At 64.7% G+C, this 21,830-nt stretch carries 19 protein-coding genes; 11 read left to right on the top strand and 8 right to left on the bottom strand.

Annotated features, from left to right (window positions below; translation table 11 throughout):
• Positions 1–18 precede the first annotated feature (18 nt).
• Both K1X74_18880 and K1X74_18875 read left to right on the top strand, forming a co-directional pair.
• Positions 19–195, top strand: a complete 177-nt coding sequence (locus tag K1X74_18880; protein ID MBX7168408.1) for a hypothetical protein — start codon at positions 19–21, stop codon at positions 193–195.
• Positions 196–207: 12 nt separating this feature from the next.
• Positions 208–345, top strand: a complete 138-nt coding sequence (locus K1X74_18875; protein ID MBX7168407.1) for a hypothetical protein — start codon at positions 208–210, stop codon at positions 343–345.
• A 384-nt stretch (positions 346–729) separates the two neighbouring features.
• Here K1X74_18875 and K1X74_18870 read toward each other — a convergent pair whose 3' ends face one another.
• Complete coding sequence (locus K1X74_18870; GenBank protein MBX7168406.1) at positions 730–2,979, bottom strand: chemotaxis protein CheA; 2,250 nt, start codon at positions 2,977–2,979, stop codon at positions 730–732.
• A 66-nt stretch (positions 2,980–3,045) separates the two neighbouring features.
• Positions 3,046–3,498: a response regulator gene (locus K1X74_18865; protein MBX7168405.1), complete on the bottom strand. Its 453-nt coding sequence runs from the start codon at positions 3,496–3,498 to the stop codon at positions 3,046–3,048.
• 299 nt (positions 3,499–3,797) lie between these two features.
• Here K1X74_18865 and K1X74_18860 point away from each other — a divergent pair, with 299 nt between their 5' ends.
• Positions 3,798–4,130, top strand: coding sequence for an Hpt domain-containing protein (locus K1X74_18860; protein ID MBX7168404.1), 333 nt, complete (start codon positions 3,798–3,800; stop codon positions 4,128–4,130).
• 42 nt (positions 4,131–4,172) lie between these two features.
• On the opposite strand, the gene pgk is transcribed toward K1X74_18860, so the two are convergent.
• Positions 4,173–5,579 carry a phosphoglycerate kinase gene (pgk, locus tag K1X74_18855; GenBank protein ID MBX7168403.1) on the bottom strand — a complete coding sequence of 469 codons (1,407 nt, stop codon included), beginning with the start codon at positions 5,577–5,579 and terminating at the stop codon, positions 4,173–4,175.
• A gap of 193 nt (positions 5,580–5,772) precedes the next feature.
• Here pgk and K1X74_18850 point away from each other — a divergent pair, with 193 nt between their 5' ends.
• Complete coding sequence (locus K1X74_18850) at positions 5,773–6,666, top strand: NAD(P)-dependent oxidoreductase (protein ID MBX7168402.1); 894 nt, start codon at positions 5,773–5,775, stop codon at positions 6,664–6,666.
• A 34-nt stretch (positions 6,667–6,700) separates the two neighbouring features.
• Here the strand turns inward: K1X74_18850 and K1X74_18845 are convergent, their stop codons facing one another.
• Positions 6,701–9,154 carry a redoxin domain-containing protein gene (locus tag K1X74_18845; GenBank protein MBX7168401.1) on the bottom strand — a complete coding sequence of 818 codons (2,454 nt, stop codon included), beginning with the start codon at positions 9,152–9,154 and terminating at the stop codon, positions 6,701–6,703.
• 238 nt (positions 9,155–9,392) lie between these two features.
• Between K1X74_18845 and K1X74_18840 the strand changes: the two genes are divergently transcribed.
• A complete protein-coding gene (locus K1X74_18840) occupies positions 9,393–10,442 on the top strand; it encodes a hypothetical protein (GenBank protein ID MBX7168400.1) in 1,050 nt (349 codons plus the stop codon).
• Positions 10,443–10,534: 92 nt separating this feature from the next.
• Positions 10,535–11,800 (top strand): hypothetical protein, encoded by a 1,266-nt coding sequence (locus K1X74_18835; protein ID MBX7168399.1) that lies wholly within the window; start codon positions 10,535–10,537, stop codon positions 11,798–11,800.
• Between the two features lie 75 nt (positions 11,801–11,875).
• On the opposite strand, the gene K1X74_18830 is transcribed toward K1X74_18835, so the two are convergent.
• Complete coding sequence (locus K1X74_18830; protein ID MBX7168398.1) at positions 11,876–13,273, bottom strand: sigma-54 dependent transcriptional regulator; 1,398 nt, start codon at positions 13,271–13,273, stop codon at positions 11,876–11,878.
• A 382-nt stretch (positions 13,274–13,655) separates the two neighbouring features.
• Between K1X74_18830 and K1X74_18825 the strand changes: the two genes are divergently transcribed.
• The 5 genes from K1X74_18825 (at position 13,656) to cysK (ending at position 17,415) form a co-directional block, all read left to right on the top strand.
• Positions 13,656–14,102: a universal stress protein gene (locus tag K1X74_18825; GenBank protein MBX7168397.1), complete on the top strand. Its 447-nt coding sequence runs from the start codon at positions 13,656–13,658 to the stop codon at positions 14,100–14,102.
• A gap of 43 nt (positions 14,103–14,145) precedes the next feature.
• Positions 14,146–14,646, top strand: a complete 501-nt coding sequence (locus K1X74_18820; protein ID MBX7168396.1) for a CBS domain-containing protein — start codon at positions 14,146–14,148, stop codon at positions 14,644–14,646.
• Positions 14,647–14,698: 52 nt separating this feature from the next.
• Positions 14,699–15,118 (top strand): hypothetical protein, encoded by a 420-nt coding sequence (locus K1X74_18815; GenBank protein MBX7168395.1) that lies wholly within the window; start codon positions 14,699–14,701, stop codon positions 15,116–15,118.
• Between the two features lie 85 nt (positions 15,119–15,203).
• A complete protein-coding gene (locus K1X74_18810; protein ID MBX7168394.1) occupies positions 15,204–16,271 on the top strand; it encodes a CoA transferase in 1,068 nt (355 codons plus the stop codon).
• A gap of 178 nt (positions 16,272–16,449) precedes the next feature.
• Positions 16,450–17,415: a cysteine synthase A gene (cysK, locus tag K1X74_18805; GenBank protein MBX7168393.1), complete on the top strand. Its 966-nt coding sequence runs from the start codon at positions 16,450–16,452 to the stop codon at positions 17,413–17,415.
• A gap of 91 nt (positions 17,416–17,506) precedes the next feature.
• Here the strand turns inward: cysK and acs are convergent, their stop codons facing one another.
• The 3 genes from acs to K1X74_18790 all read right to left on the bottom strand — a co-directional run bounded on the left by acs (position 17,507) and on the right by K1X74_18790 (position 21,654).
• Positions 17,507–19,459: an acetate--CoA ligase gene (gene acs, locus K1X74_18800; protein MBX7168392.1), complete on the bottom strand. Its 1,953-nt coding sequence runs from the start codon at positions 19,457–19,459 to the stop codon at positions 17,507–17,509.
• A gap of 205 nt (positions 19,460–19,664) precedes the next feature.
• The gene (locus K1X74_18795; GenBank protein ID MBX7168391.1) at positions 19,665–20,339 is read right to left on the bottom strand and encodes a DUF1080 domain-containing protein; all 675 of its coding nucleotides are present in this window, start codon (positions 20,337–20,339) and stop codon (positions 19,665–19,667) included.
• A gap of 124 nt (positions 20,340–20,463) precedes the next feature.
• Positions 20,464–21,654, bottom strand: coding sequence for a PmoA family protein (locus K1X74_18790; GenBank protein ID MBX7168390.1), 1,191 nt, complete (start codon positions 21,652–21,654; stop codon positions 20,464–20,466).
• Between the last annotated feature and the right edge of the window lie 176 nt (positions 21,655–21,830).

Here is a 21,830-nt window from a genome sequence, read left to right as displayed (position 1 = left end):
CGATGACGACGGCAGCGCTTGACCTTGCAGCACTTGTGGCAGCAATCGTCGCAGCACGAAGGAGCGGCGCAGCAGGTCGGCTCGCAGGCCGGGGCGCAGCAGGTCGGCTCAGCGGCGCAGCAGGTCGCTTCAGCGGCGCAGCAGGTCGGCTCGCAGCAGCTCACCTTGCAGCACTTCGGACGGCAGCAGCGATGACGACGGCAGCGCTTGACCTTGCAGCACTTGTGGCAGCAATCGTCGCAGCACGAAGGAGCGGCGCAGCAGGTCGGCTCGCAGGCCGGGGCGCAGCAGGTCGGCTCAGCGGCGCAGCAGGTCGGCTCGCAGCACGACGCGCAGCAGCCGTGACCGCCCCAGCCCATCAGGCGATCGAGCATCTCGAAAGCCTGAGCATTGCTGGCGCTGGTCGCGATACAGAACGCGGCCGCCATCAGACCAAGGGACAACACACGACTCTTCATGGGGAGGGCTCCTGAAAACGGAAAAGCGGAAAACTGGTTAAACTGGGGGCGCTCTACCGCCAGGGTCAGCTATCGATCTGACGCTTGGGCAGTCTTGAAAAGACAGCTAGCTATTTCCGCTAGCGAGGATGATGCGTGGTAAACGCATCGCACCACAGGCGCCGGCTGCACCGGTTGGGGCGACCCTTTGGCGCGAGTTTGTCGATCGAAGGGCCGCCGCCGCGCTGAAAATCAGGTCTGCGCGGTTGGTAACGCTGACGCTCGGCGATCCCTAAACGCGTTGCCGATGTTGGCTGCGCACGATCTCGGGAATCGCCAGGACCAGCGCCATCCGTCCGCCGCCAAGCTGCGCGACGCCGGCGATCCGTTCGAGACCCGGCAGCACCTCACCCAGGCTGTTCACGACGACCTGCCGGTGCCCCAACAGTCGATCGGCGAGCAGGCACAGGGTCCCGTGTTTGCAGCCGACGACGATGCCTTGGCGCGGTTCGCTGGTTTCCGCCTCGCTGAGATCGAGGTTGAGCACGTCTCCCAGCCGGACGGCGGGGTGCGTGGTATTGCGCACAATGGCCACGCGCGAGCCGTGTACCGGCTTGATATTCTCAGCCTGCAACTCGGATATCTCGAGGATGTGCTCGAACGGTACAACGAAGTTTTGCTCGGCCTCGCGGACCATCAAGCCGTCGATCACGAGCACCGCTTCACGCTGCGGAATGTCGATCCGGAACGTCGTGCCCACGTTCACGGTCGATTCCACCTGGATATCGCCGTTGTGCTCCAGAATCTTGGTCCGCACGACGTCCATCCCCACGCCGCGACCCGAAACTTCGGTGAGTTTTTCCGCAGTGGAGAATCCGGCGTCAAAGATCAGCCGGATCGCTTCGTCGTCGCTGAGGGCCTCGGCCTGCGCCTGGGTCAGCATACCCTTCTCCACGGCCTTGGAACGCAGCTTGCGCGGGTCGATACCGCGACCGTCGTCCTGCACGTAGACGCGAATGTGCGTGCGTGTCTTTTCCGCGCGTAGCCACAGGTTGCCCACTTCCGCCGCGCCCCGGGCCAGGCGTGCGTCGGGCGCCTCGATGGCGTGGTCCATCACGTTGCGGATCATGTGCGTGAGCGGGGCGTCGAGGTCTTCGATCAAGCTCTTGTCGATCTCGACCTCTTCGCCCGACAGGTGAATGTCCACCTTCTTGCCCAACTGCTGTGCCAGCGTACGGGCCATGCGTGGGAATTTCGCGAACAACGTGCCCACCGGCACCATCCGCAGCGAGACCAGGCTTTCCTGCAACGAGCTGGCCTGGACGGCAAACGATTGATTGATCTGGCGCAGCTCGTCGGTAAGGCTCGACAGGTGCTTCTGCTCGCCATCTTCGATCGCCGTGCCTAGCCGGGCGTGCAAATCCTTGAAGAGCTCGCCGGTGATGAACAGGCTCGAGACGTGCTTGAGGAACTCATCGAGCCGCTCTTCCTTGACGCGAATGAGCCGCGATTTTCCGGCGTCGGAGGCGCTCTTCTTGTCGGTCGCGGCGGCTTCGCCCGCCGGGATGGGCGCCACGGGAGCCGCGCTCGCGGGCGCGGCTTGCGCCGCGGTGGGGGCGGCATCGGACACAAACCGCCGGCGGAACGCGATGAGCTCTGGCCGAATCTGGTCCCAGATCACCGACAGTAATAGCGCGTCGACATCGAGCGGACTATCGAGAATCTTGCGATAGTCGACGACCGCGTGCTGCAAGGCGGTGGCCAGTTCCGGCGCCTGATGTGCCGCGGCCCAGTTGGCCAGTTCGCCGGCCGCGGTGATGAAATCGTTGCTGACTTGATCGCTATAGCGTTGCTCATCGAAAGCGACGAACAGCTCGCAAACCGACCGCACTCCGGCCGACAAGTCTTCGCCGGCGATCGTCCAAGGCAGTTCCATCAGGGCACGCGGCGATTCGCCGTCGTCCACGACCGGTGCAGCCACGGTCTCTTCCTGGCCGATGGCAGCACGGTAGTCGCGCACCACGTGGTCCAGACGGTCGCCCCACGCCGAGCCGCCGGCCGCCTGCCGGGCTTCGTTTGCCAGCCGGGTCAAGTCGTGCAGCAATTGTTCCTCGGGCGTCGCGCCTGCGGCCACGGGCGAGGCCACGGCCAACTCGGCGATCCGTGCCAGGAGTTCCTCACAGCGCGGCGGCGGCTCGTCCGGCAAGCGATTTTCCAAGACCGAGCCGATCAATTCGGCCAGCTCGTCGAACGACTCGACGACGGCCCGTTCCAGCTCTTCGGTCAGCCCGAGTTCGAGCTGACGGATGCGATCGAGGGTGTTTTCGAGCGTGTGCGCGAACGACTTGATGACCGCAAAGCCGAAGAACCCGGCGTTGCCTTTGATCGAATGGACGGCGCGAAACACGGCATTGATCGGGTCGCCGCACGTGGCGTCTTGCCGAAAAGCCGTCAATTGGGCCGGTAGTCCGAGCAGCGAGTCCAAGGCCTCGTTGGCGAAGTCCTCGATCAGCTCCCGCGATTCAATCGTTGCGTCGGTCACGGTTCATACTCGGCAAGACTACGGGAAAGACCGTCCCAGGGCGCGTTGCGGTTCGCCGCACTCGCATTAATGCGCCGATGTCGCCACCTGCTGTTCGCTGCGCTTGCGGTGCGACAACTCTTCCAAGGCATGCCACCAGCGATCGAGCTTGCGAAATGCGTCGTCGAGCGCTGCGACGAGCGGATCGACGTCGGCGATCGGCTTGAAAACGCAGGCTTCGGCACCCCAGCGGAGCGATTGGAGCACGCTGGTCATCGTGACCAGGCCAGTCAGCATCAGCACCTGCACGCCGCCGTCGAAGGCCTTGATCTGCTTCAACAAATCGAGACCGTTGAGCTGCGGCATGTCAATGTCGCTGATCACGACGCGCACCTGGGTGCGCATCAACTCCTCGATCGCCTTGGTCGGGTCGTTGAGCTGCACGACTTGGAAGCCGCGCTTCTCCAGCTTTTTCGCAATCACGCGCGTCAACGCCGGATCATCGTCGACGTGCAATACGGTCCGAGTTTGGGAGGGCATGGCGGGCAGTTCTCGAGGCGGGATGGGTCCGTGCTGCCGAAACGCTACGTCAATCCGCAGGCCGTGCCTCGAAGCCCCGCCGCGAACTCACTTCGCGCCGGGCAGGGCAAGCGCCACGACCGCGCTAGACCGCGCAATTGCCCCGCCGCAGAAACACAGAAAATCCAGCCGTTTTCTGCTGAATGTCTCGGCAATTCAGCGCCATAAATGCGAACTATGCTTTTTCATCCGGGCGGCTCCCTATCGATCGTGGAGCAGCCGGGGGAGCTTATCTGCCCCAAAGGAAGGAACAGCCCGCCATGACCATGTTCACCGAGCTGCCCGAAGCCTTTTACTCGAGCCTCGCGGCGGATCCGGACATGAGCGAACTGGTCGACATGTTCGTCGACGAAATGCCCGACCGGATCGCCAGCCTGCAGGCGCAATACGACGCCGCGAACTGGACGGAACTCGGCCGGCTGGCCCACCAGATGAAGGGCGCCGCGGGGAGCTACGGCTTTAACCAGCTCACGCCCTTTGCAGCGCGGCTCGAGGGCACGGTCAAGGAACATAAGCCCGAGACCGAGATCCAGAGCGCCCTCAGCGAGCTGACGGAGCTGTGTCGCCGCATACGCACCGGCGTTGCCGGCTAGCGCGGGCCGGCGGTTCGCCGCGATCGGCCGACAGTGCGCCGGTTATTTGCCTGCGGCCGCGAGCGCGAGTGCCTGCAGGTAAGGCACCGGCTGATTGCCCAACGCATTCAAGACGGTGCCGCCAGCGGTGAAACAGTGGGTCACCCAATCGGGCTGGCCATATTTTTCCAGCGCCGTGCCGCCTTCGCCACCGCCCACGTACACTTCGAGCCCAGCCTCGCGCATGCGCTGCAATTGCCCGATGAAGTGTCGTGTCCCCGACTCGAAGCGTGGGTCTTCGAACATGCCGAATACGCCGTTGTGAAACACAGCCAGCGGCGGCTGTCCGGCCGCCATTTGCGACTTGCTCTGGGCAATCAAATCGCTCACCGCCTGTTCAAACACGGCACTGGTCTTCGGGCCGATGTCGAATTGTTGGTCGCCGGGTCCCAACTGCTCGGACACCGTCCCATCGGCCAGCACGAAATCGACGGGGAGCACGAACTTCACGCCCCGTTTACGGCCATCGGCAATCATCCGTTGGGCCTGTTCGATGCGATCGGGCGGAATGTAGTACGGCTTGTCGGCATGTGCCGGGTCCTCGGCCACACCTAACGGAAAATCCTGGCCGTCGAGCTTGGCGGCGGCCTTCTTCAAGGCCATCGCCAGTGAACCCGCCGAAATTACCGTCTGCACGGTGCCGCGATTGATCATCGCTTCCAGGTCGTCGAGCTTGTCGGTCTTCAACCCGCTGAATACGACTGCCTGCGAGCGACGGCATCGCAGCATGGGCCCGTTGAATTCGCGATCGACATAGGCTCCCAACACCGAGCGTTCCATCGCCGCCGGCACGATCGTGCTCGAAGCATCAAGGCTTCCGGCCGAGAGCGCCTCGTTGACGTAGTACTTGGCCACTTTTTCGGCGAGCTGGTTGGCAAACGCCGCCAGTTTCGGAGCCAAACCCGGCAAATCGGCCGGCTTGGCCTTCCAAAGCACGCGCTCGACGTCGTACCGGCGGGTGTTGTCGAGCACCCAAACGCTGCCCGGGGCGGCGTCTTTGAGCCGCGCGGCGCACGCCGGCGAGATCTGCATCGCAGCCTCGTCGTACCAGTCGCCGATCAGTTCGACCGGCGCCTCGAGCAGTTTTGCCAGGCGCGCGGCGACCTTGGCCAGCGTACCCTCGGGCTTGCGGCCGATGTGCCCGAAGATGATCTGCACCCAGCCGCGCTCGCGGCCGAACTTGAGCGTCTCGACCATCGAGCGCAGGCGAATATCGCCGTCGCCGATCTGCTCGCCCGGCTTGCAGTCGACGTCGCCGCGAATGAGCACGCGCGTCCCGCTGGGCAATTTGTCGATCGCGGCCAGCCGTGGAATCGCCGCGAGGTAGTCTTCCAGTTCGCGAGGTGGCTGGCCGTCGGCACCCAACAGGGTTTCGCACCAGCGCACCATCGCATCGTTGCTGACAGTCATCCTGAGTATCTCCGCTGACTTCTACCTGCGGACGGTCGAAAGTTCGTTGATCAGGGTAGCAAATACCCGCCCCGGCGAAAGATGCTCGACGGCGCGCCTTGCCAGGACAGGCCACTTAACCCAAAATCTCGCGTTCCTGGCGATTCCCCAAGTTTGTCGCGTCGCGCAGAGTTGAGCCGTTGAGGGTCGTTCGATGAGCACTGTCGGGTTTATCGGTCTGGGAACCATGGGCCGGCCCATGGCCAAGCATCTGATCAAGGCCGGGCACGAGGTCGTGTTCTACGCGCGGCGGCCCGAGGTGATCGAAGAGTTCACCGCCGCCGGCGCAACCTCTGCGCCCGACCCGGCGGCAGTCGCGCAGGCAGCCGAGGTAATGATCTCGATCGTCACGGCCGACGCCGAAGTGCGCGAAGTGGCGCTGGGGCACCGTGGGCTCATCGAGGGGGCTTCGCCAGGCAAGCTGTACCTCGACATGAGCACCATCAGCCCCGCGACCACGCGCGAGGTTGGTGCCAAGCTTCTCTCGGTAGGCATCCAGATGCTCGACGCGCCGGTCAGCGGAGGCCCCTGGGGCGCCGAAGCCGCGGAGTTGACGATCATGGTCGGCGGCGAAGCCGACGACTTTGCCCGCGCCCAGCCGATCCTCGCCGCGATGGGCAAATCGATCCACCACGTTGGCCCCTTGGGCGCAGGCCAGACCGTCAAGCTGGTTAATCAACTGCTCGCGGGCAGTGCGATGGCCTTGATCGGCGAAGGCCTGGTGTTGGCCAAGGCCGCGGGCGTCGATTTGGACCAGTTGCTCAACGTGCTGGCAGCCTCGAGCGGCAATTCCGCCATGCTCGAGGCGCGCGGGCGCAAATTCGTCCTCGCCAACAATTACGTGCCCGGCTTCAAGACCGAGCTGATGCGAAAAGACGTCGGCCTGGCCTTGGAGTTGGGACGCCATCTCGACGTGCCCATGCCCTTGGCGGCCGTGGCGTTGCAACAATACACCACGGCCATGAACCTGGGGCATGCCGCGGCCGATTTTGCCGCGGTCGTCAAGGTTTGCGAGCTCGAGGCCGGCGTCAAACTGCTCGACGGTTGACGTTCACGCGGTCGCAAGGCCCGGGCGTAGCCGATCAAGGCCGCGAGAGGCGCAGGGCCTCGAGCTTACCGCCGGTTGCATTGCGGCTGCTGACGACGAGCAAGGGGCCGTCCGGGTTCGGCCACACGGCCAAACCGGCGAGCGATTCGCCGTAGTTGAAGCGGTCAATGAGTTCGCCACTTGCCGCGACGATGAGCACGGCACCATCGGGACACGCGATGACCCATTGGCCGGTCTCGTCGCCGAGCAGATTCCCCGCTTGCAGCATCTCGACCGGCTGCACGTGCACTCCCCGCGGCAGCGGATGGCTCCACGCTTCTTCCCCGCCCGACGTCAAACCCACGACTTGTTCGCTGCCGTCGGTCGCCAGCGAAACGCCGCAATACTCCGCCTGCCCGTCGCCGGTCAGATCGGCCGAAGCGATCAGGCGAAAATATCGCCCCGACAGTAGCAAATCGTTCCCGGCGTTGCCGATCCCGTCGATGGGCACCAGGCTACCGCGGCGGTTGGCGCAGAGCACGACGCGTCGGCCGCCGGCATCAGGTCCGGAGAGCGCCAGGGAGAAAGTGTCCTCCAGCGACGCGTTCGCCCAATTGCGCCGGCCATCGAGCGTGACGCTGTGCACGCCGACGACGCCCCAGTAGGCGATCAACAGCTCTAACTGCCCGTCGGCATCGAGGTCGGCCAACTGCAGGTCGGAGATGCCCGGGTGCTCGCCTTCGGCCGGATAGCTGAGCTGCCTGTTCCAGCCGTCGTCGAACAGATGGCATTGCTGCTGGGCAGGAGCCGAACCGGCGTACCAGCGTTTGCCGTCGCGGTCGGCGCCGGTACGCAAATAAGTCACGTCGCTGCCTTGCGGCAAACCGAGCTCGTGCTTCTCTCCCAACTCGCCAGCAGTCGTGATTTCGACAACCGACTTGCCGCCGTCGAGCACCCAGAGCCGTGCGGCGCCAGACGCGTCGGGCACGACGAGGAAATTGCCCGGAAACTGTAGCTTGTCGAGTGTCCAACTCGATTCGCGGCGCAGCTTCGCCGGTTCGCCGGCTGGGGCGATCTTGGCCGGCTCAACCGTCGACGGCGCCTGCGCCTCGGCGGGCTGGCTCATCTGACGGTCGAATTCCGCGAGCCGATCGGCGTATTTCTGCCGCACCTGATCGACCACGCTCTGCCCGGCCAGCAGCGACTCGATATAGCCGCCCAGTTCCTCGGCAAATGCCGGATTGGCGCCCACTTCGTTGACTTGCACGGTGCCATCGGGCCCGAGCACAAAGGTGTTCGGAATCGCCTCGACACGGAACACGTCGCGTGCGGCAAGATTCGGGTCGCGGACGATCGGAATCGTGAGCTTGCGCTCGCGAAACGCTTGCGCGATCTGTTCGTTCGTGACTTCAGCGACATCGGTGCTGACCGCCAGGAAGCGCACTCGTTCGTTGCCGGCATACTTTTCGTAGACCTCTTGCAGCCGAGGCAGGCTCTGCAGACACGGCCCGCACCAGGTGGCCCAAAAGTCGACCACTACGACTTTTCCGGCCAGGTCCTGACTGGCAACCGGGGTGCCTTCGAGCGTGGTCCAGCTATGATCGCCCGGCTTCTGTCCTAGCAGCGGCGACGGCGGCGCCGGTTTCGGCAGCAGCGGCCGCAGGTCGAAGGCCTCGACGAGTTTCGCATCAGCGGGCATCTCGAACTCGAACGCCAGCGGCTGGATCGGCCCGTTCAAACGCGCGCTCTTCAAATCGAGCGTCAGGCTCAGATTGGCGATCCGGCCATCGGGCGCGATCTGCTTGGCCAGCGCCGCCGTCGGAAATTCGATCCGTCGCAGCGTGGGGCCTTGCGGGTCGATCCAAAGCGTCAGATCGCCGTCAGGCCGCCGCAACCGCACTCCGTGGCACGTGGCTTCGTCCACCACGATCGGTTGGACGAGTTCCGGTTCGGCAGCGTCGGTCATGATGGCTTCGAAGAACGAGTCGCTCAGCAGCATCGTCAGTTGCGGCGAAGTCCCGGCGATGCCAAATCCATCGGCACCCAGCGCGCGTCCCAGAATCTGGTTCTGATAGACCGATTCGAGCGTCAGCTCGGCCGGCGCTTTGGCTGCCAGCACTTGTCCCGGCAGTTGGCCGATGGTCCCGCGCAATTCGGCACCGTCGACCAGCAAGATGCCGTCGTAGGCTTGCAGACGTAGCTTGTTGGGCCGCTCGAAGGCGGCGCTCATCGGAAATGTCTCGTCGACCCGCTGGTCGGCCATTTCGTAGCGCAGCCGCCCCTGACCGGCGTCCTCGTAGCTTTGTGCTCCGCGGTAGGCCGAAACCAGCTGCGTCAGCAGCTCGCGCGGAGCTACCGCGGCGGGCGCTACGGCGGCCGATCCAGGTGCCGCATCGGCATGGGGCTGGCGAGCTGCCTCGGGCTCTGCCGGTTCGCAACCGGCCACGGTTGCCAGCGCAACAGACATGAGTAGCGCGGCGATGTCGAGTCGACGCCGAAGGTGCGTCATAAGCCCATCCATAGGCCAGTTTCCCCTGCAGAGTTGTCCAACTGCGGTGGCGCCAACCGCGCCCTGCAAGCTCGCATTATTCCTGCGGCGGCGGCTGCACGTAAAGCTCGGTCTGCTGGCAACACGTCCGCGGCTTGCCCGTGGCTTGCTAGCGGCGATATCATTCCCTGCCCCTTGGAATCGACAGGCGGCATCGGCCGGCGCACTGTTGTTCCACCCTGAGTCTGGCGCGACTGCCATGGAAATCACCGAAACTCTGGCCCGGCTGTATGCAGGTCTGACTCCCGTGCCTGGCGAGTTGCACGGGCACGCGGAACTGCTCTCGTTGGGCGACCCTGCCGGCGAGGCCGAGGCCCTGTCCGACGGCCTGGCGATCGCCAACCTGAGCAGCCGCACGCGGGTAGCGCTCCGGGGCAACGATCGCGCCACGTTTCTGCACAACTTATGCACGAACGAGATCCGCCGGCGCGCTGCGGGGGAAGGCTGCGAGGCTTTTCTCACCGACGCCCATGGCCGTGTCCTGGGCCATGTGTTTGTCTACGTGGGCGAAGAGGCGATCTTGCTCGACACCGTGCCCGATCAGGGGGCGACGATCGTGGCGCATCTCGACCGTTACCTGATTCGCGAGCGTGTGGAACTCAACGATCGAACAGAAGACTGGGGTGAACTGCTCCTGGCCGGGCCCGAGGCCGAGAACGGTTTGCAGCGTCAGGGTGTCGAACTTCCTGCGACGCCGCTGAGCTGCCGCGCGACCGCTTTGGCCGGCCGCGAGGTTTGGGTTTGCCGTACGGCCTGGGTGCGATCGCCCGCGTTCAGCTTGATCGCGCCGCGCGAGAATCTTGAAGTCATCGGGCCTCACCTCGTCGGCGCAGGAGCGAAACCGGTGGGACTGGCCGCGATCGAGGCGGAACGGATCGCCGCCGGATCGCCCTGGTACGGCGTCGACATCACCGCGAAGACGCTGCCGCAAGAAGTGGCGCGCGACGATCGTACGATCAGTTTCACCAAGGGGTGCTACATCGGCCAGGAAACCGTTGCCCGGCTCGACGCCCTGGGCCACGTCAACAAGACGCTCTGCGGAGTCGTGTTCGACAGCCGTGAACCGCCAGCACCCGGCACGACGTTGACGCTCGCAGGCCAGGAAGTCGGGCAAGTCACTTCGGCTGCCTATCTGCCGCGACTCGAACGTGCCGTGGGTCTAGGCTTTGTGCGTCGCGAAGCTCATGCGCCCGGGACAGTGCTGGAATGCGGCACGGTCGCCGCGCGTGTGGCGCAGTTACCGCTCTAGGCCAAAGTGGCCCCCGGTAGGCTAGACTGTGTGGCCGAAACCTGCCCCGTGTCGCTGCCTGGGGTGCCCGCGCAATGCGGGCCCACGAGATCATGAAGGATCCCTCGAAGAAACTCGTCCCATCCGGCGGTTCGGACCAGGACGACGCCGCCATCCTGGCCCGGCGTCTCAGTTTCCTGGAGCTCGACGAGACCGATGCGCGGGCAATCCGGCAACTGTGCACGAAGTTCGCCGGCTACATGACCGAGTTTGCCGAGAAGTTCTACAGCCACCTCACGGCCTTCGACGAAACCGCGAAATTTCTGCGAGAACCCGAGCGGCTGGCCCGGCTCAAGCAAATGCAGCAAGAGCATTTCGAGTCGCTGCTCGAAGCCCGCTGGAATGAAGATTATGCCGGCCAGCGCCGCCGCGTCGGCCAGATGCACGCCGACGTCGGCATCGAACCGCATCTGTTCCTGGGCGCTTACAACCAGTACATCCAGATTTGCTTCCGACATTTCGCGCAGCAGCAGGGACTGAACCTCGAACTCGATCTGCCTTGGCTGCTGCCGCTGCTCAAGGCGATCTTTCTCGACATCGGGCTGACCCTCGACGCATATTTCCTGCAGGCAACCCGGAATCAGCGGGTCGCGCTCGACATGCTGCTCCGGGCCAACACCGAGCTGCGACAGTTCGCACAACTGACTTCGCACGACTTGAAAACGCCGCTGGCAACCGTGGCTAACCTGTGCGACGAGGCGATCGACGAATTCGGCGACCAGATGCCCCAGGAGGCTAGTTCGCTGGTGCGCAAGGCCTCGCAGGGTGTCTTTCGCATGAGCACGTTGATCGACGAGCTCTTGTCGACCGTCGGCAAAGTCGACGCGGAACACCACGGCAAAGTGCGCGGCGAGGAATTGATCCATGCCGCGGCCGAGCCGCTACGCGGTGTGCTACAGGAGAAAGGCATCGAACTCCGCGTGCAAGGACCGTTACCTGCCGTGTGGGGCGATCAGGTGCGGTTGCGCGAGGCGTTCTTCAACCTGCTCGCAAATGCCGCCAAGTTCATTGACAAGCGGCCGGGGTTGATCGAAGTTCGCGCGCAGGTCGAGGGCACCCGGTGTCAATTCACCATCAGCGATAACGGCCCCGGCATTCCCACGAGCGAGCTCGAGCGGATTTTCGTGCCGTTCCGCCGGTTGCCCATGCACCGCGGACATCCCGGGTCGGGCCTGGGACTGTACTTCACGAAGAACATCGTGGAAGCGCAGGGAGGCCGCGTCTGGGCCGAGTCGGAACCGGGCCGCGGCAGCCGGTTCATCGTCGAGCTGCATCGATCGCCGGACGAAGCCGAAATCGTTCGCCGCGCCGACACGTAAGGCGTTGCATGAACCGCCCCACAGCGTCACCCGCGCGCGTGGCCCGGGCGAAAGTGTGCGGAGGATTTCCCCCGCTCATTCGACCGTCGATTCGGATTGATCTTGAGCAGCGGAGTGCAGGCCGTACTTGTCGAGCAGCCGGTACAGGCTCCGCCGGTTGATGCCTAGGGCACGCGCCGCGCGCGCCTTGTTGCCACCCTCGCGGCGCAAGATCTCGACGACATGCGCACGTTGAATGTCGGCCAGATGATCCCCCGGCGCGGCGGCACTGGGCAGCGTGCTGCTGGACGCCGACGCCGCCGCCGGGGCGTGCGCGACGACGATTTCCGCCGGCAAATCGATGCTGCGCACCACACAATCGTCGGCCATGATCTTGGCCCGTTCGATCGCGTTGATGAGCTGCCGCACGTTGCCAGGCCAAGGATACGCTTCGAGCGCAGCCAGGGCCTGCGGCTCAATCTGCCATTCAGTACCAAGGAAGTGCCGCACCAAGGCCGGGATATCGCCTTGCCGCTGCCGGAGCGGAGGCAACATTAGCGACATGACATTGATCCGGTAATACAGGTCTTCGCGGAATCGGCCTTGGCGAACCTCTTCGGCCAGGTTCCGGTTGGTCGCCGCCAAGAGTCGAACGTTGACCCGTTGCTCTTTGAGCGAGCCGACGCGGCGCAAGGAGCCGTCTTCCAGCACGCGCAGCAACTTGGCCTGCACGGCGCCGCTCATCTCGCCGATCTCGTCGATCAGGAGGGTCCCGCCGTCGGCCACTTCGAACAGGCCGGGCTTGGTTGAGATCGCGCCAGTGAAAGCCCCTTTTTCGTGGCCAAACAGCTCGCTTTCCAGCAGCGTGTCGGGCAAGGCCGCGCAATTGATGACGACCATCGGCCGCTCGGCGCGGCTGCTGGCACGATGCAGCGCCCGGGCGACGAGTTCTTTGCCCGTGCCGCTTTCGCCTTGAATCAGAATCGCCTTGTCCGTCGGCCCGGCGCGCTCGATCAACCGCAGCACTTCGAGCATGGCCGGCGATTGACCGATCATATCGGCCGACGGCTGCGATCGGGCGAGCACCGCCTTGAGCTGCGAATTCTCCTTCTTCAACTGGCGCCGCTCGTAGGCCTTTTGCAGGACGAGCTCGAGATCCGCCAAGGGAAACGGCTTCGTCAGATAGTCGTAAGCGCCCAGCTTCATCGCCTCGACGGCCGACTCGATCGTGCCCTGCCCGGTCAACATCACGATTTCGCACTCGCCGCTGGCCGCCTTGAGTTTCTCGAGCAGTTGAATCCCCGACATGCCGGGCATGACCATGTCGAGCACGACGACGTCGAACTGTCGGCGCTGCGCCAAGGCGAGCGCTTCTTCCGCGCCCGAGGCCTCGTGCAACCGGTAGCCGCGGCGCAGAAATCTCCGCGCGATCGAGCCACGAAATTCGGCGTCGTCGTCGACCAGCAGTAAATCGATGTGTTCCGGATCGTGCATCGTTCGGTTTCCGCCCTGAATCGGCCCAACGCGTGGCGTGGTCAATTCAGGATGAATTAGCAACGTCTGTGCCACGAAAGGCTTGCGGCGGCCTGGCCGCGCTCGCCGCGCAATTACCGGGGAAAACCCGCGTCTTGCCTTGCCATGCTCTCAAGGGCTGCCGGACTGAGCTTACCAAGTGGGCACACTTGCGTGCCAATCCGCACACCTTATGCTACCGGAAGAGTGCCGCACGAATATCGATCTGCTGGATGGCTCCCGATTTTTCGGTGATCTCGTCAATGCCGTGCGAAGCGTGTCGCTTGGCATTTGAATTGCTCGATTTGTGTTTCGGAGGTGCTTTCCAGCGGGAGCAGCCCCCTCCACACGAAAGGCGCCAATCATGGGAACCAAAAAAATCCTCTTTCCGACCGACCTTTCGCACGCCAGTGACGCGGCGCTTGCGCATGCGACGGCATTGGCCAAGAGCACCGGGGCAACCCTGCTCATCGTGCATGTCGAAGAGCCACCGATGGCCTACGGCGGCGGCGAACTTTACTACGGCATTCCCGAGCCCGACACGGCTGCGCTCAAGAAGATGCTGCAAGCCATCGTGCCGACCGATCCCGGGGTGCCTTACGAGCATCGCCTGATCGTGGGCGAGCCGGCCACCGAGATCGTCGAGCTGGCAGATGCCGAACACGTCGAAATGATCGTGATGGCAACGCATGGTCGCACGGGCCTGGGACGACTGTTGATGGGGAGTGTCGCCGAGGCCATCGTGCGTCGGGCAACCTGTCCGGTGCTGACCTTCAAGCAGCCCAAGCCTGAGCCCGCCAAGACAACCTGAGCATTCGCGGCAGGGTCATCGGGCATTGGGGGGAGAGTACACGATGACGTACTTGATTGAACGCCTGCAAGAGCTGCAGGTCCAGGACGCGATGTCGCGCGCGGTGGTCGAGGTCGAGGCCAGCGCCTGCCTGGCCGAGGCGGCGCGCACGCTCGTGGCTCACGAGATCACCGGCGCCCCGGCCGTCAACGAGCAGCGTCGCTGCGTGGGCATCCTGAGCGCTTTCGACTTTGTCAGGTATCACGCTGATCGCTGCGCAGAGAGCACGACATTGTTGGCCGGCGTGCCGCACGACGTGCAATCGAGTGGCGCCTTGCAGAGCAAGCCGCACGCGGGTGACGTGGTGAGCGAATACATGAGCCCCGCGGTACAGACGATTGCCCCCGAGGCTTCGCTGTTGCAAGCCGCGCGCGAGATGTGCGCAACGCACGTCCATCGGCTGCCGGTGCTCGACGCGGGCGGAAGGCCCCTGGGGATGATCACGTCGCTCGACATTGTCGCCGCGCTGGTAAACGCCACGGACGAAGAAGTGAACGTCGGCTAGGGCACCTGCGGCGTACCTGGCCGGGCAGCCTGAACAAACGGGAGTTGGCACCATGAAACGATTGTTGATCGTGGCGATACCCTGCCTGTGCGTCGTGGTGCTGGGTTTTGCGCTGCCTGCACGTAGCGAGCCCAATCAGCAGGTCAACGAGTTCATGCGCAAAAAGCTGGCCCAATCGCAGCAGGTGCTCGAAGGGCTGGCGGTCGAGGATTTCTCGCTGATTGCCAGCGGGGCCAAGGAAATGGGCGTGATCAGTCAGGCCGCGTCGTGGCAGGTTCTGCAAACTCCGGAGTATGTGCAGCACAGCCTCGAGTTTCGCCGCGTCGCCGAAGAGTTGGCCGATGCTGCCGCCAAGAAAAATCTCGACGGCGCGACCTTGGCCTACGTGCAATTGACGCTCGAGTGCGTGCAGTGCCACAAGTATGTGCGCAGCGTGCGGATGGCGCAAGTTTCGTCGCCGCCGCGCAGGTGATAGGCTGGCGAGCCCGGCCGCGACGTCGAGCAGGCGTAGCCCGATTTCGTGATGGCCGGCCGTCGCCAGACCTCGAGCCTTGCCGATGCCCGCCCTCGACGGAATTCACGTCCTCGATTTGTCGATGCTGCTGCCGGGGCCCCTGTGCACCCAAATCCTGCGTGACCTGGGCGCACGGGTCACGAAAATCGAGCCCCCGGCGCCGGGCGACTATATGGCACTGTGGCCGCCTCAGGCGGGCAGCGTCTCGGCGATGTATCTGGCCGTCAACCGCGGCAAGCAAATCGTCTCGCTCAATCTCAAGCAAGATGCCGACCGCGAGCGGTTCTTCGAGTTGGCCCGCACGGCCGACGTCGTCGTCGAGGGGTTCCGCCCCGGCGTGATTTCCAAGCTGGGCATCGGTTATCCGCGGCTACACGAACTGAACCCCGGCATCATCGTCTGTAGCATCTCGGGCTATGGCCAAACGGGCCCTTTGGCCGACCGCGCGGGCCACGATCTGAACTACCAGGCGCTGGCCGGCGTGTTGTCGATCTCGGGCGGCGACGTTCCGGCGAACCCGGAGATCCAAGTGGCCGACACCTGTGGCGGGTCCTACGCTGCGGCCATGCTCATCGTGGCAGCGTTGTTCGAGCGCACCCGCACAGGCCAGGGGCGGCACCTCGACGTCAGCATGTCCGAGCAGTTGCTGCCGCTGCTCAGTACGAACTATGCCGTCGCGTCGACCACCGAACGCGACCCGCTGCGCGACGGCGAAGTGCTCAGCGGCGGCGCTCCGTGTTACCGACAATACCGCACGGCCGATGACCAGTGGTTCACGGTCGGAGCGCTCGAGCCCAAATTCTGGACCGCGCTGTTGGCGGCCATCGATGCGCCCGACCTGGCCGATGTCCCCCACTTGCCTTCGCGCGAGGCCCCCAGGGTTTCCGCCCGGCTGGCCGAAATCTTCGCCACGAAGACTCGGGCCGATTGGGAACAGGTGTTCGCGGCCGCCGACGCCTGCTGCGAACCGGTGCTGCGTTTTGCCGAGGTCACGGCCCATCCGCACTGGCAGGCGCGGCAAAGCTTCGAGCGGATCGCCGCCGATGACGGCCGCGCGGTCGTCTTGCCCAAGCTTCCCGCCACCCTAGCGGGCATGAATCGCGCCGATTGAGCGCGATTGCGCCCGAAGCGGTGCCGCCAGTGGCCGCCGTCGCATGCCATGCACTTCCGCCCCCGGCCGCCGGCAGAATTGACCCAATTTACCGTGCTACCCTATACTTTTCGCGCGCTTCAGCATTTGACCGGACGCACCCACACCGGGCGGTCCGCACGCATTCAGGAGGAACACGATGGCCACGACTGACTCGGTTGCCGCCGGCATTCACGACGACATCACCCAATGCATCGGCGGGACGCCGCTGGTGCGGCTGCGGCGTTCGGCCGAAGGCTGCGTGGCAACCGTCGCCGCCAAGCTCGAAAACTTCAACCCGCTGTGGAGCGTCAAAGACCGCATTGCCCGGGCCATGATCGACGCCGCCGAACGCGACGGGCTGATCAAGGCCGACACGGTCATCATCGAGCCCACCAGCGGCAACACGGGCATCGGACTGGCCTATGTCTGTGCGGCGCGGGGCTATCGCTTCATGGCCACGATGCCCGAGAGCATGAGCCTCGAGCGGCGGCGGCTGCTCAAGGCGCTGGGCGCCGAGCTGGTGCTCACTCCGGCGGCCGAGGGGATGCCCGGCGCAGTGCGCAAGGCCGAGGAGCTCGTGGCCCAGAACAAGAGCTACTTCATGCCGCAGCAGTTCAAGAACCCGGCCAATCCCGAGGTGCATCGCCGCACCACGGTTGAGGAAATCTGGCGCGACACCGAGGGCAAGATCGACATCTTCGTCGCCGGCGTCGGCACCGGCGGCACGATCACCGGCGTGGGCGAAGTGCTCAAGGCCCGCAAGCCGGGCGTGCAGATCGTCGCGGTCGAGCCGGCCAACAGCCCCGTGATCACCCAGAAGCGTGCCGGCGAAACGCTGAAGCCGGGCCGCCATACGATCCAGGGCATCGGCGCCGGATTCATTCCCGACGTGCTCAACCTGAACGTGATCGACGAGGTTGTACAGGTGGTCGACGACGACGCCCTGGAAACGGCCCGGCAATTGGCCAAGCTCGAGGGCTTCATGTGTGGCATTAGTTGCGGGGCCGCCGCCTGGGCCGCCTTGCAAGTCGCCCGTCGCCCGGAGAACGCCGGCAAGCTGGTGGTCGTGGTTCTGCCCGACCTCGGCGAGCGTTATCTGTCGACGAAGCTGTTCCCGGAATGATGGGCTGTTTCCGGAAGGATGGATGGCGCCAGCGCTGCTGACTGCCAACACATAAGACTTAGGAAAGGCGTTAGGTTGGGCGAAACGGGGATTACTCCTCTTCGCGTAGTTTCGCCAGCACGGTGTAGTCCTCGAGCGTCGTCGTGTCGCCGGTGGTTTCCTTGCCGCTGGCGATGTCGCGCAGCAAGCGCCGCATGATCTTGCCGCTGCGCGTCTTGGGCAGGGCCGTGGTGAACCGCACTTCGTCCGGCACGGCCAAGGCGCCGATCTCTTTGCGGACGTGCGCCTTGAGCTCGTCACGCAGCGCGTCGCCGGCATCGCCGCTGCGCAAGGTGACGAACACGCTCACGGCTTGCCCTTTGATCTCGTCGGGCCGGCCGATGGCCGCGGCCTCGGCCACGAGCGGATGACTCACCAGCGCACTCTCGATCTCGATCGTGCTCAAGCGGTGGCCGGCGACGTTGATCACGTCGTCGATCCGGCCCATGATCCAGTAGTAGCCGTCGTCATCCTGCCGCGCATTGTCGCCGCAGAGATAGTTGCGCGGCACCTTCGACCAGTACTGGTCCTTGTACCGGGCATCGTCGCCCCAGATACCCCGCAGCATGCCCGGCCAGGGGCGCGTGACGACGAGCCAGCCGCCGGCACCTTGCGGCACGGCCTTGCCGCTCTCGTCGACGATCGCCGGCTTGATGCCCGGCAAGGGGCGCGTGCAACTGCCCGGCTTGGTCGGCGTGGCGCCGGGCAGGGGGCTCATCATGATCCCGCCCGTTTCGGTCTGCCACCAGGTGTCGACGATCGGGCAGCGGCCGCCGCCGATCTTGTGGTGATACCACATCCAGGCCTCGGGATTGATCCCTTCGCCCACCGTACCCAGCAGCCGCAGGCTCGACAGGTCGTGCTTTTCGACCCAGCGGTCGCCCCACTTCATGAACGAGCGAATGGCCGTCGGCGCAGTGTAGAAGATGCTCACGCGGTATTTTTCAATCAGCTCCCAAAAGCGCCCCTCGTCGGGCCAGTTGGGGGCGCCTTCGTACATCAGCACCGTCGCACCGGCCGCCAACGGGCCATAGACCACGTAGCTGTGCCCGGTGATCCAGCCGATGTCGGCCGTGCACCAGTAGACGTCGCTCTCGCGATGATCGAACACCCACTCGAACGTCTTCTTGGTGTAGAGGTTGTAGCCGGCCGTGGTGTGCTTGATGCCCTTGGGTTTGCCGGTCGAGCCGCTGGTGTAGAGGATGAACAGCGGGTTTTCGCTGTCGACCGGCTCCGCGGGGCATTCCGGCGAGGCGTCGCGCATCAGGTCTTCCCACCAGTGATCGCGCCCGGCGCGCATTGGCACGTCGATTCCCAACCGGCCGAAGACGATGCACTTCTGCACGGTCGGCGATTTTTCCAGCGCCGCGTCGACCGTTTCCTTGAGCGCCAATTGCTTGCCGCGGCGCCACCCGGCGTCGGCCGTGATCTGCAGCTTGGCCGACGCGTCGTTGTTGCGCTCGGCAATCGCCTCGCTGGAGAAACCGCCGAAGATCACCGAATGCACCGCGCCGATCCGCGCGCAGGCCAGCATGGCGATCGCCAGCTCGGGCACCAGCGGCATGTAGATCGACACCACGTCGCCCCGGCGAATGCCCATGCCCTTGAGCACGTTGGCGAACTTGCAGACCTCGCGGTGCAGCATCTGATACGTCAGCACGCGCTGCTCGCCCGGCTCGCCCTCCCAGATAAAGGCCGCCTGGTTGCGGCGCGGCGAATTCAGATGGGCGTCGAGACAGTTGTAGGAGATGTTCGTCAAGCCGCCGACAAACCAATGGGCGAAAGGTTCCTTCCACTCGAGCGTTTTTGTGAACGGCTTGAACCAGTGCAGTTCCTTCGCGGCCTCGGCCCAGAAGCGCTCGGGATCGGCATCGGCCTCGCGCCACAGGGCTTCGTAATCTGCCATGCTGCCGATGCGGGCCGCGGCCGAGAACGCCGCCGGCGGGGGAAACACGCGGTCTTCCCGCATGACGTTTTCGAGTTGAGCGGCGGACGGCTGAGCCATGGCGAGAATCCTTCGCGCAAGAGACGTGACGATGCGTAGTTGCGCGGGATTCTAGAGGCGCTGGAAACCGAGTGTCAACGAACCGGCCGCAGACGGCAAATCCGGTCCGATCGCATCGCGTCGGTCGAGGATGGCATCATCCGTGGCCGGCCGTCGCGCGTTTGCAGCAGCGCCGTGGCCGTTGCGCAACGGCCGTCGCGACACGTCACTCTGCCGGCAGCTCGCGGAGATAGATGTTCTTGAACCACAGCTCGCTACCGTGGCTCTGCAGCTCGATCTGGCCGGTGGGATAAATCGGCTTGTCGCGCTCCCAGTAGTTCTCCATCACCACGTTGTCGACGACCAACTGGTCGTTCAACTTCACGGTGACACGCTCGCCGACCATCTTGACGTAGAACGTGTTCCACTGCCCGACGGGCTTGTCGGCGACGACCAGCGGCTTGCTGGGCCCCTTCTGATTGTTGTAGAAGCCGCCCGAGCCGACCGGATCGTCCCAGATCTGCACCTGGGGTGAACCGCGCAGGTAGATGCCGCTGTCGCCCTTGGCATTGATCTTCCAATCGACGTACAGCTCGAAGTTGCCGTAGTCCTTCACGGTGCACAGGTGATTCTCGCCGGGCCCGACGCCGTCGTAATGGATCGCCCCGTCGATGACCGTCCAATGGGCACGGGCCTTGGCGTCGGCCGCTTCCTGGGCCTGGGCAAGTTGCTCGGGCGTCAGCTCAGCCCGTTTCTTCGGGTTCATCACCAGACCTTTCCAGCCCGCCAGGTCCTGGCCGTTGAACAGCGCGACGAAACCTTCCGGCGGCGTGTTATCGGCGGCCTGGCTCGAACTCCCGAACAAGAGCAACAACAGCAGGCAGGTCAAGCGGAGCGGCATGGCAAGATGTATCCAGGGCGGAATCACGAGGGCGGGAACCGACACAACGCGAGACTTGGATCGTAAGCCGAGCGCAGCGACGACGCAACGCGGCGGGCAGGCTGGCCGTGCCGCTGGCTGCTTGCTAGGGCAAAGCCACGGCCTCGACCGCCGGCGGGCCGAGGAAGGCCATGCTCAGGGCCCCCGCCTGCTCGACAGTCAGCTCACCGGGCTGGATCCAGACCCGGTAGCGGATGGCCAGCGGCTGCTCTCCTGTCAGGTCGTGCTCGAAATAGGAGCCAAAGCGGCCATAGTCGCGCTCGCTGAACCGTGCCTCGGCCCCAGCGTGGTTCTCGGGTCGGACGAGGTACAGGGCCGTATAACGTTGCCCGCCGACCACAAAACTCATGGCGTCCCAAGGCAAATTGACGTGGTCGCGCTGGTCGGGCCAGTTGCGCGTCGCCCCCGGCTCGCCGCGACCGTCGGGCCGGAGATAGTAGGTCTGCTTGAACGTCTCGGCCGCGACCTCTTGCGCCGCGCGGAAATGAAAACCGGCATGTTGCGGATCGCCGTCGAGCCGGACCGGGCCGGCGGCCGTTTCGACGAGCGCGGCAAAATCGATCAAACAGCCGCCCTGAGCTGCATAGACGGTCAACTCGCGACGTTCTCGGGCAAACACGTCGCGTTGAGCGCCATGCCAATCGATCGCCAGTTGGTGCCTGCCAAAGACCGGCCCTGCCTCGCTTGCGAGAAACGCCTCGTGCGATTGGTGTGCGCCCGCCTTGCAGTGCCAGACGTCGGCCTGCTTGCCGTCGTAGCTCACGCGGTTGTAACCGAAGAACAATCCGCGATGGTGCGTGTACCGGCCACCGGGACCCTTGGTAAGCAGCGTCGTACCATCGGGGGCGAACACGTGATGGTAAATCTTGTAGGTCTCTTCGCGGCGTGCAGGGCTCGATTCGTCGATCGCCTCGTACATGTAGCGTAAGACCGGCCGGGCACCCGCTGCCGTGTGCCAGACCAGATCGGTGTGCTTGCCGGGCGTGTCGTGCCAGGCGAAGGCGTCCGCAGGGCCGGCTGCGCGGTCGCGGCGCAGTTCCAACTCCAGCTCGCAGCTCTTGCCGGCGTGCAGCTCGGGGGCGACGAAGTGCACCTCAACCACGCGATGTTCTGCCGGTACCTCGAGCGGCAACTTGGGCGTCGCCACGAGCGGATCGTTGCCAAGCTGGGCGGGCCAACTCTCACCGGTCGATTCTTTGAGGTGCAACGTCGCTCGACCGTCGACGGGCCAGTCGCTCGGAACCACCAGGCGGGCGCGGAGCGGCACCTGCTGCATGGCGCTCGGCGGTGGTGACACCGTTACCCGGAAGCGAAGCAGGTCTTGTCCCGCTGCTCCATCGAGCGCGGTCCCACATGCCAGTGCCAGAACCAACAAACGAAGGCCGTACATCGTCACCCCAAGGAATCAGTTGCTGGTGGATCGGCTCGACCTGACTATGCGAACGTCGGTCG

The organism is Pirellulales bacterium (assembly GCA_019694435.1).
Taxonomy (GTDB): Bacteria; Planctomycetota; Planctomycetia; order Pirellulales; family JAEUIK01; genus JAIBBZ01.
The sequence above is the reverse complement of the archived record's forward strand: the minus strand, read 5'-3'. Positions and strand labels throughout refer to the sequence as shown.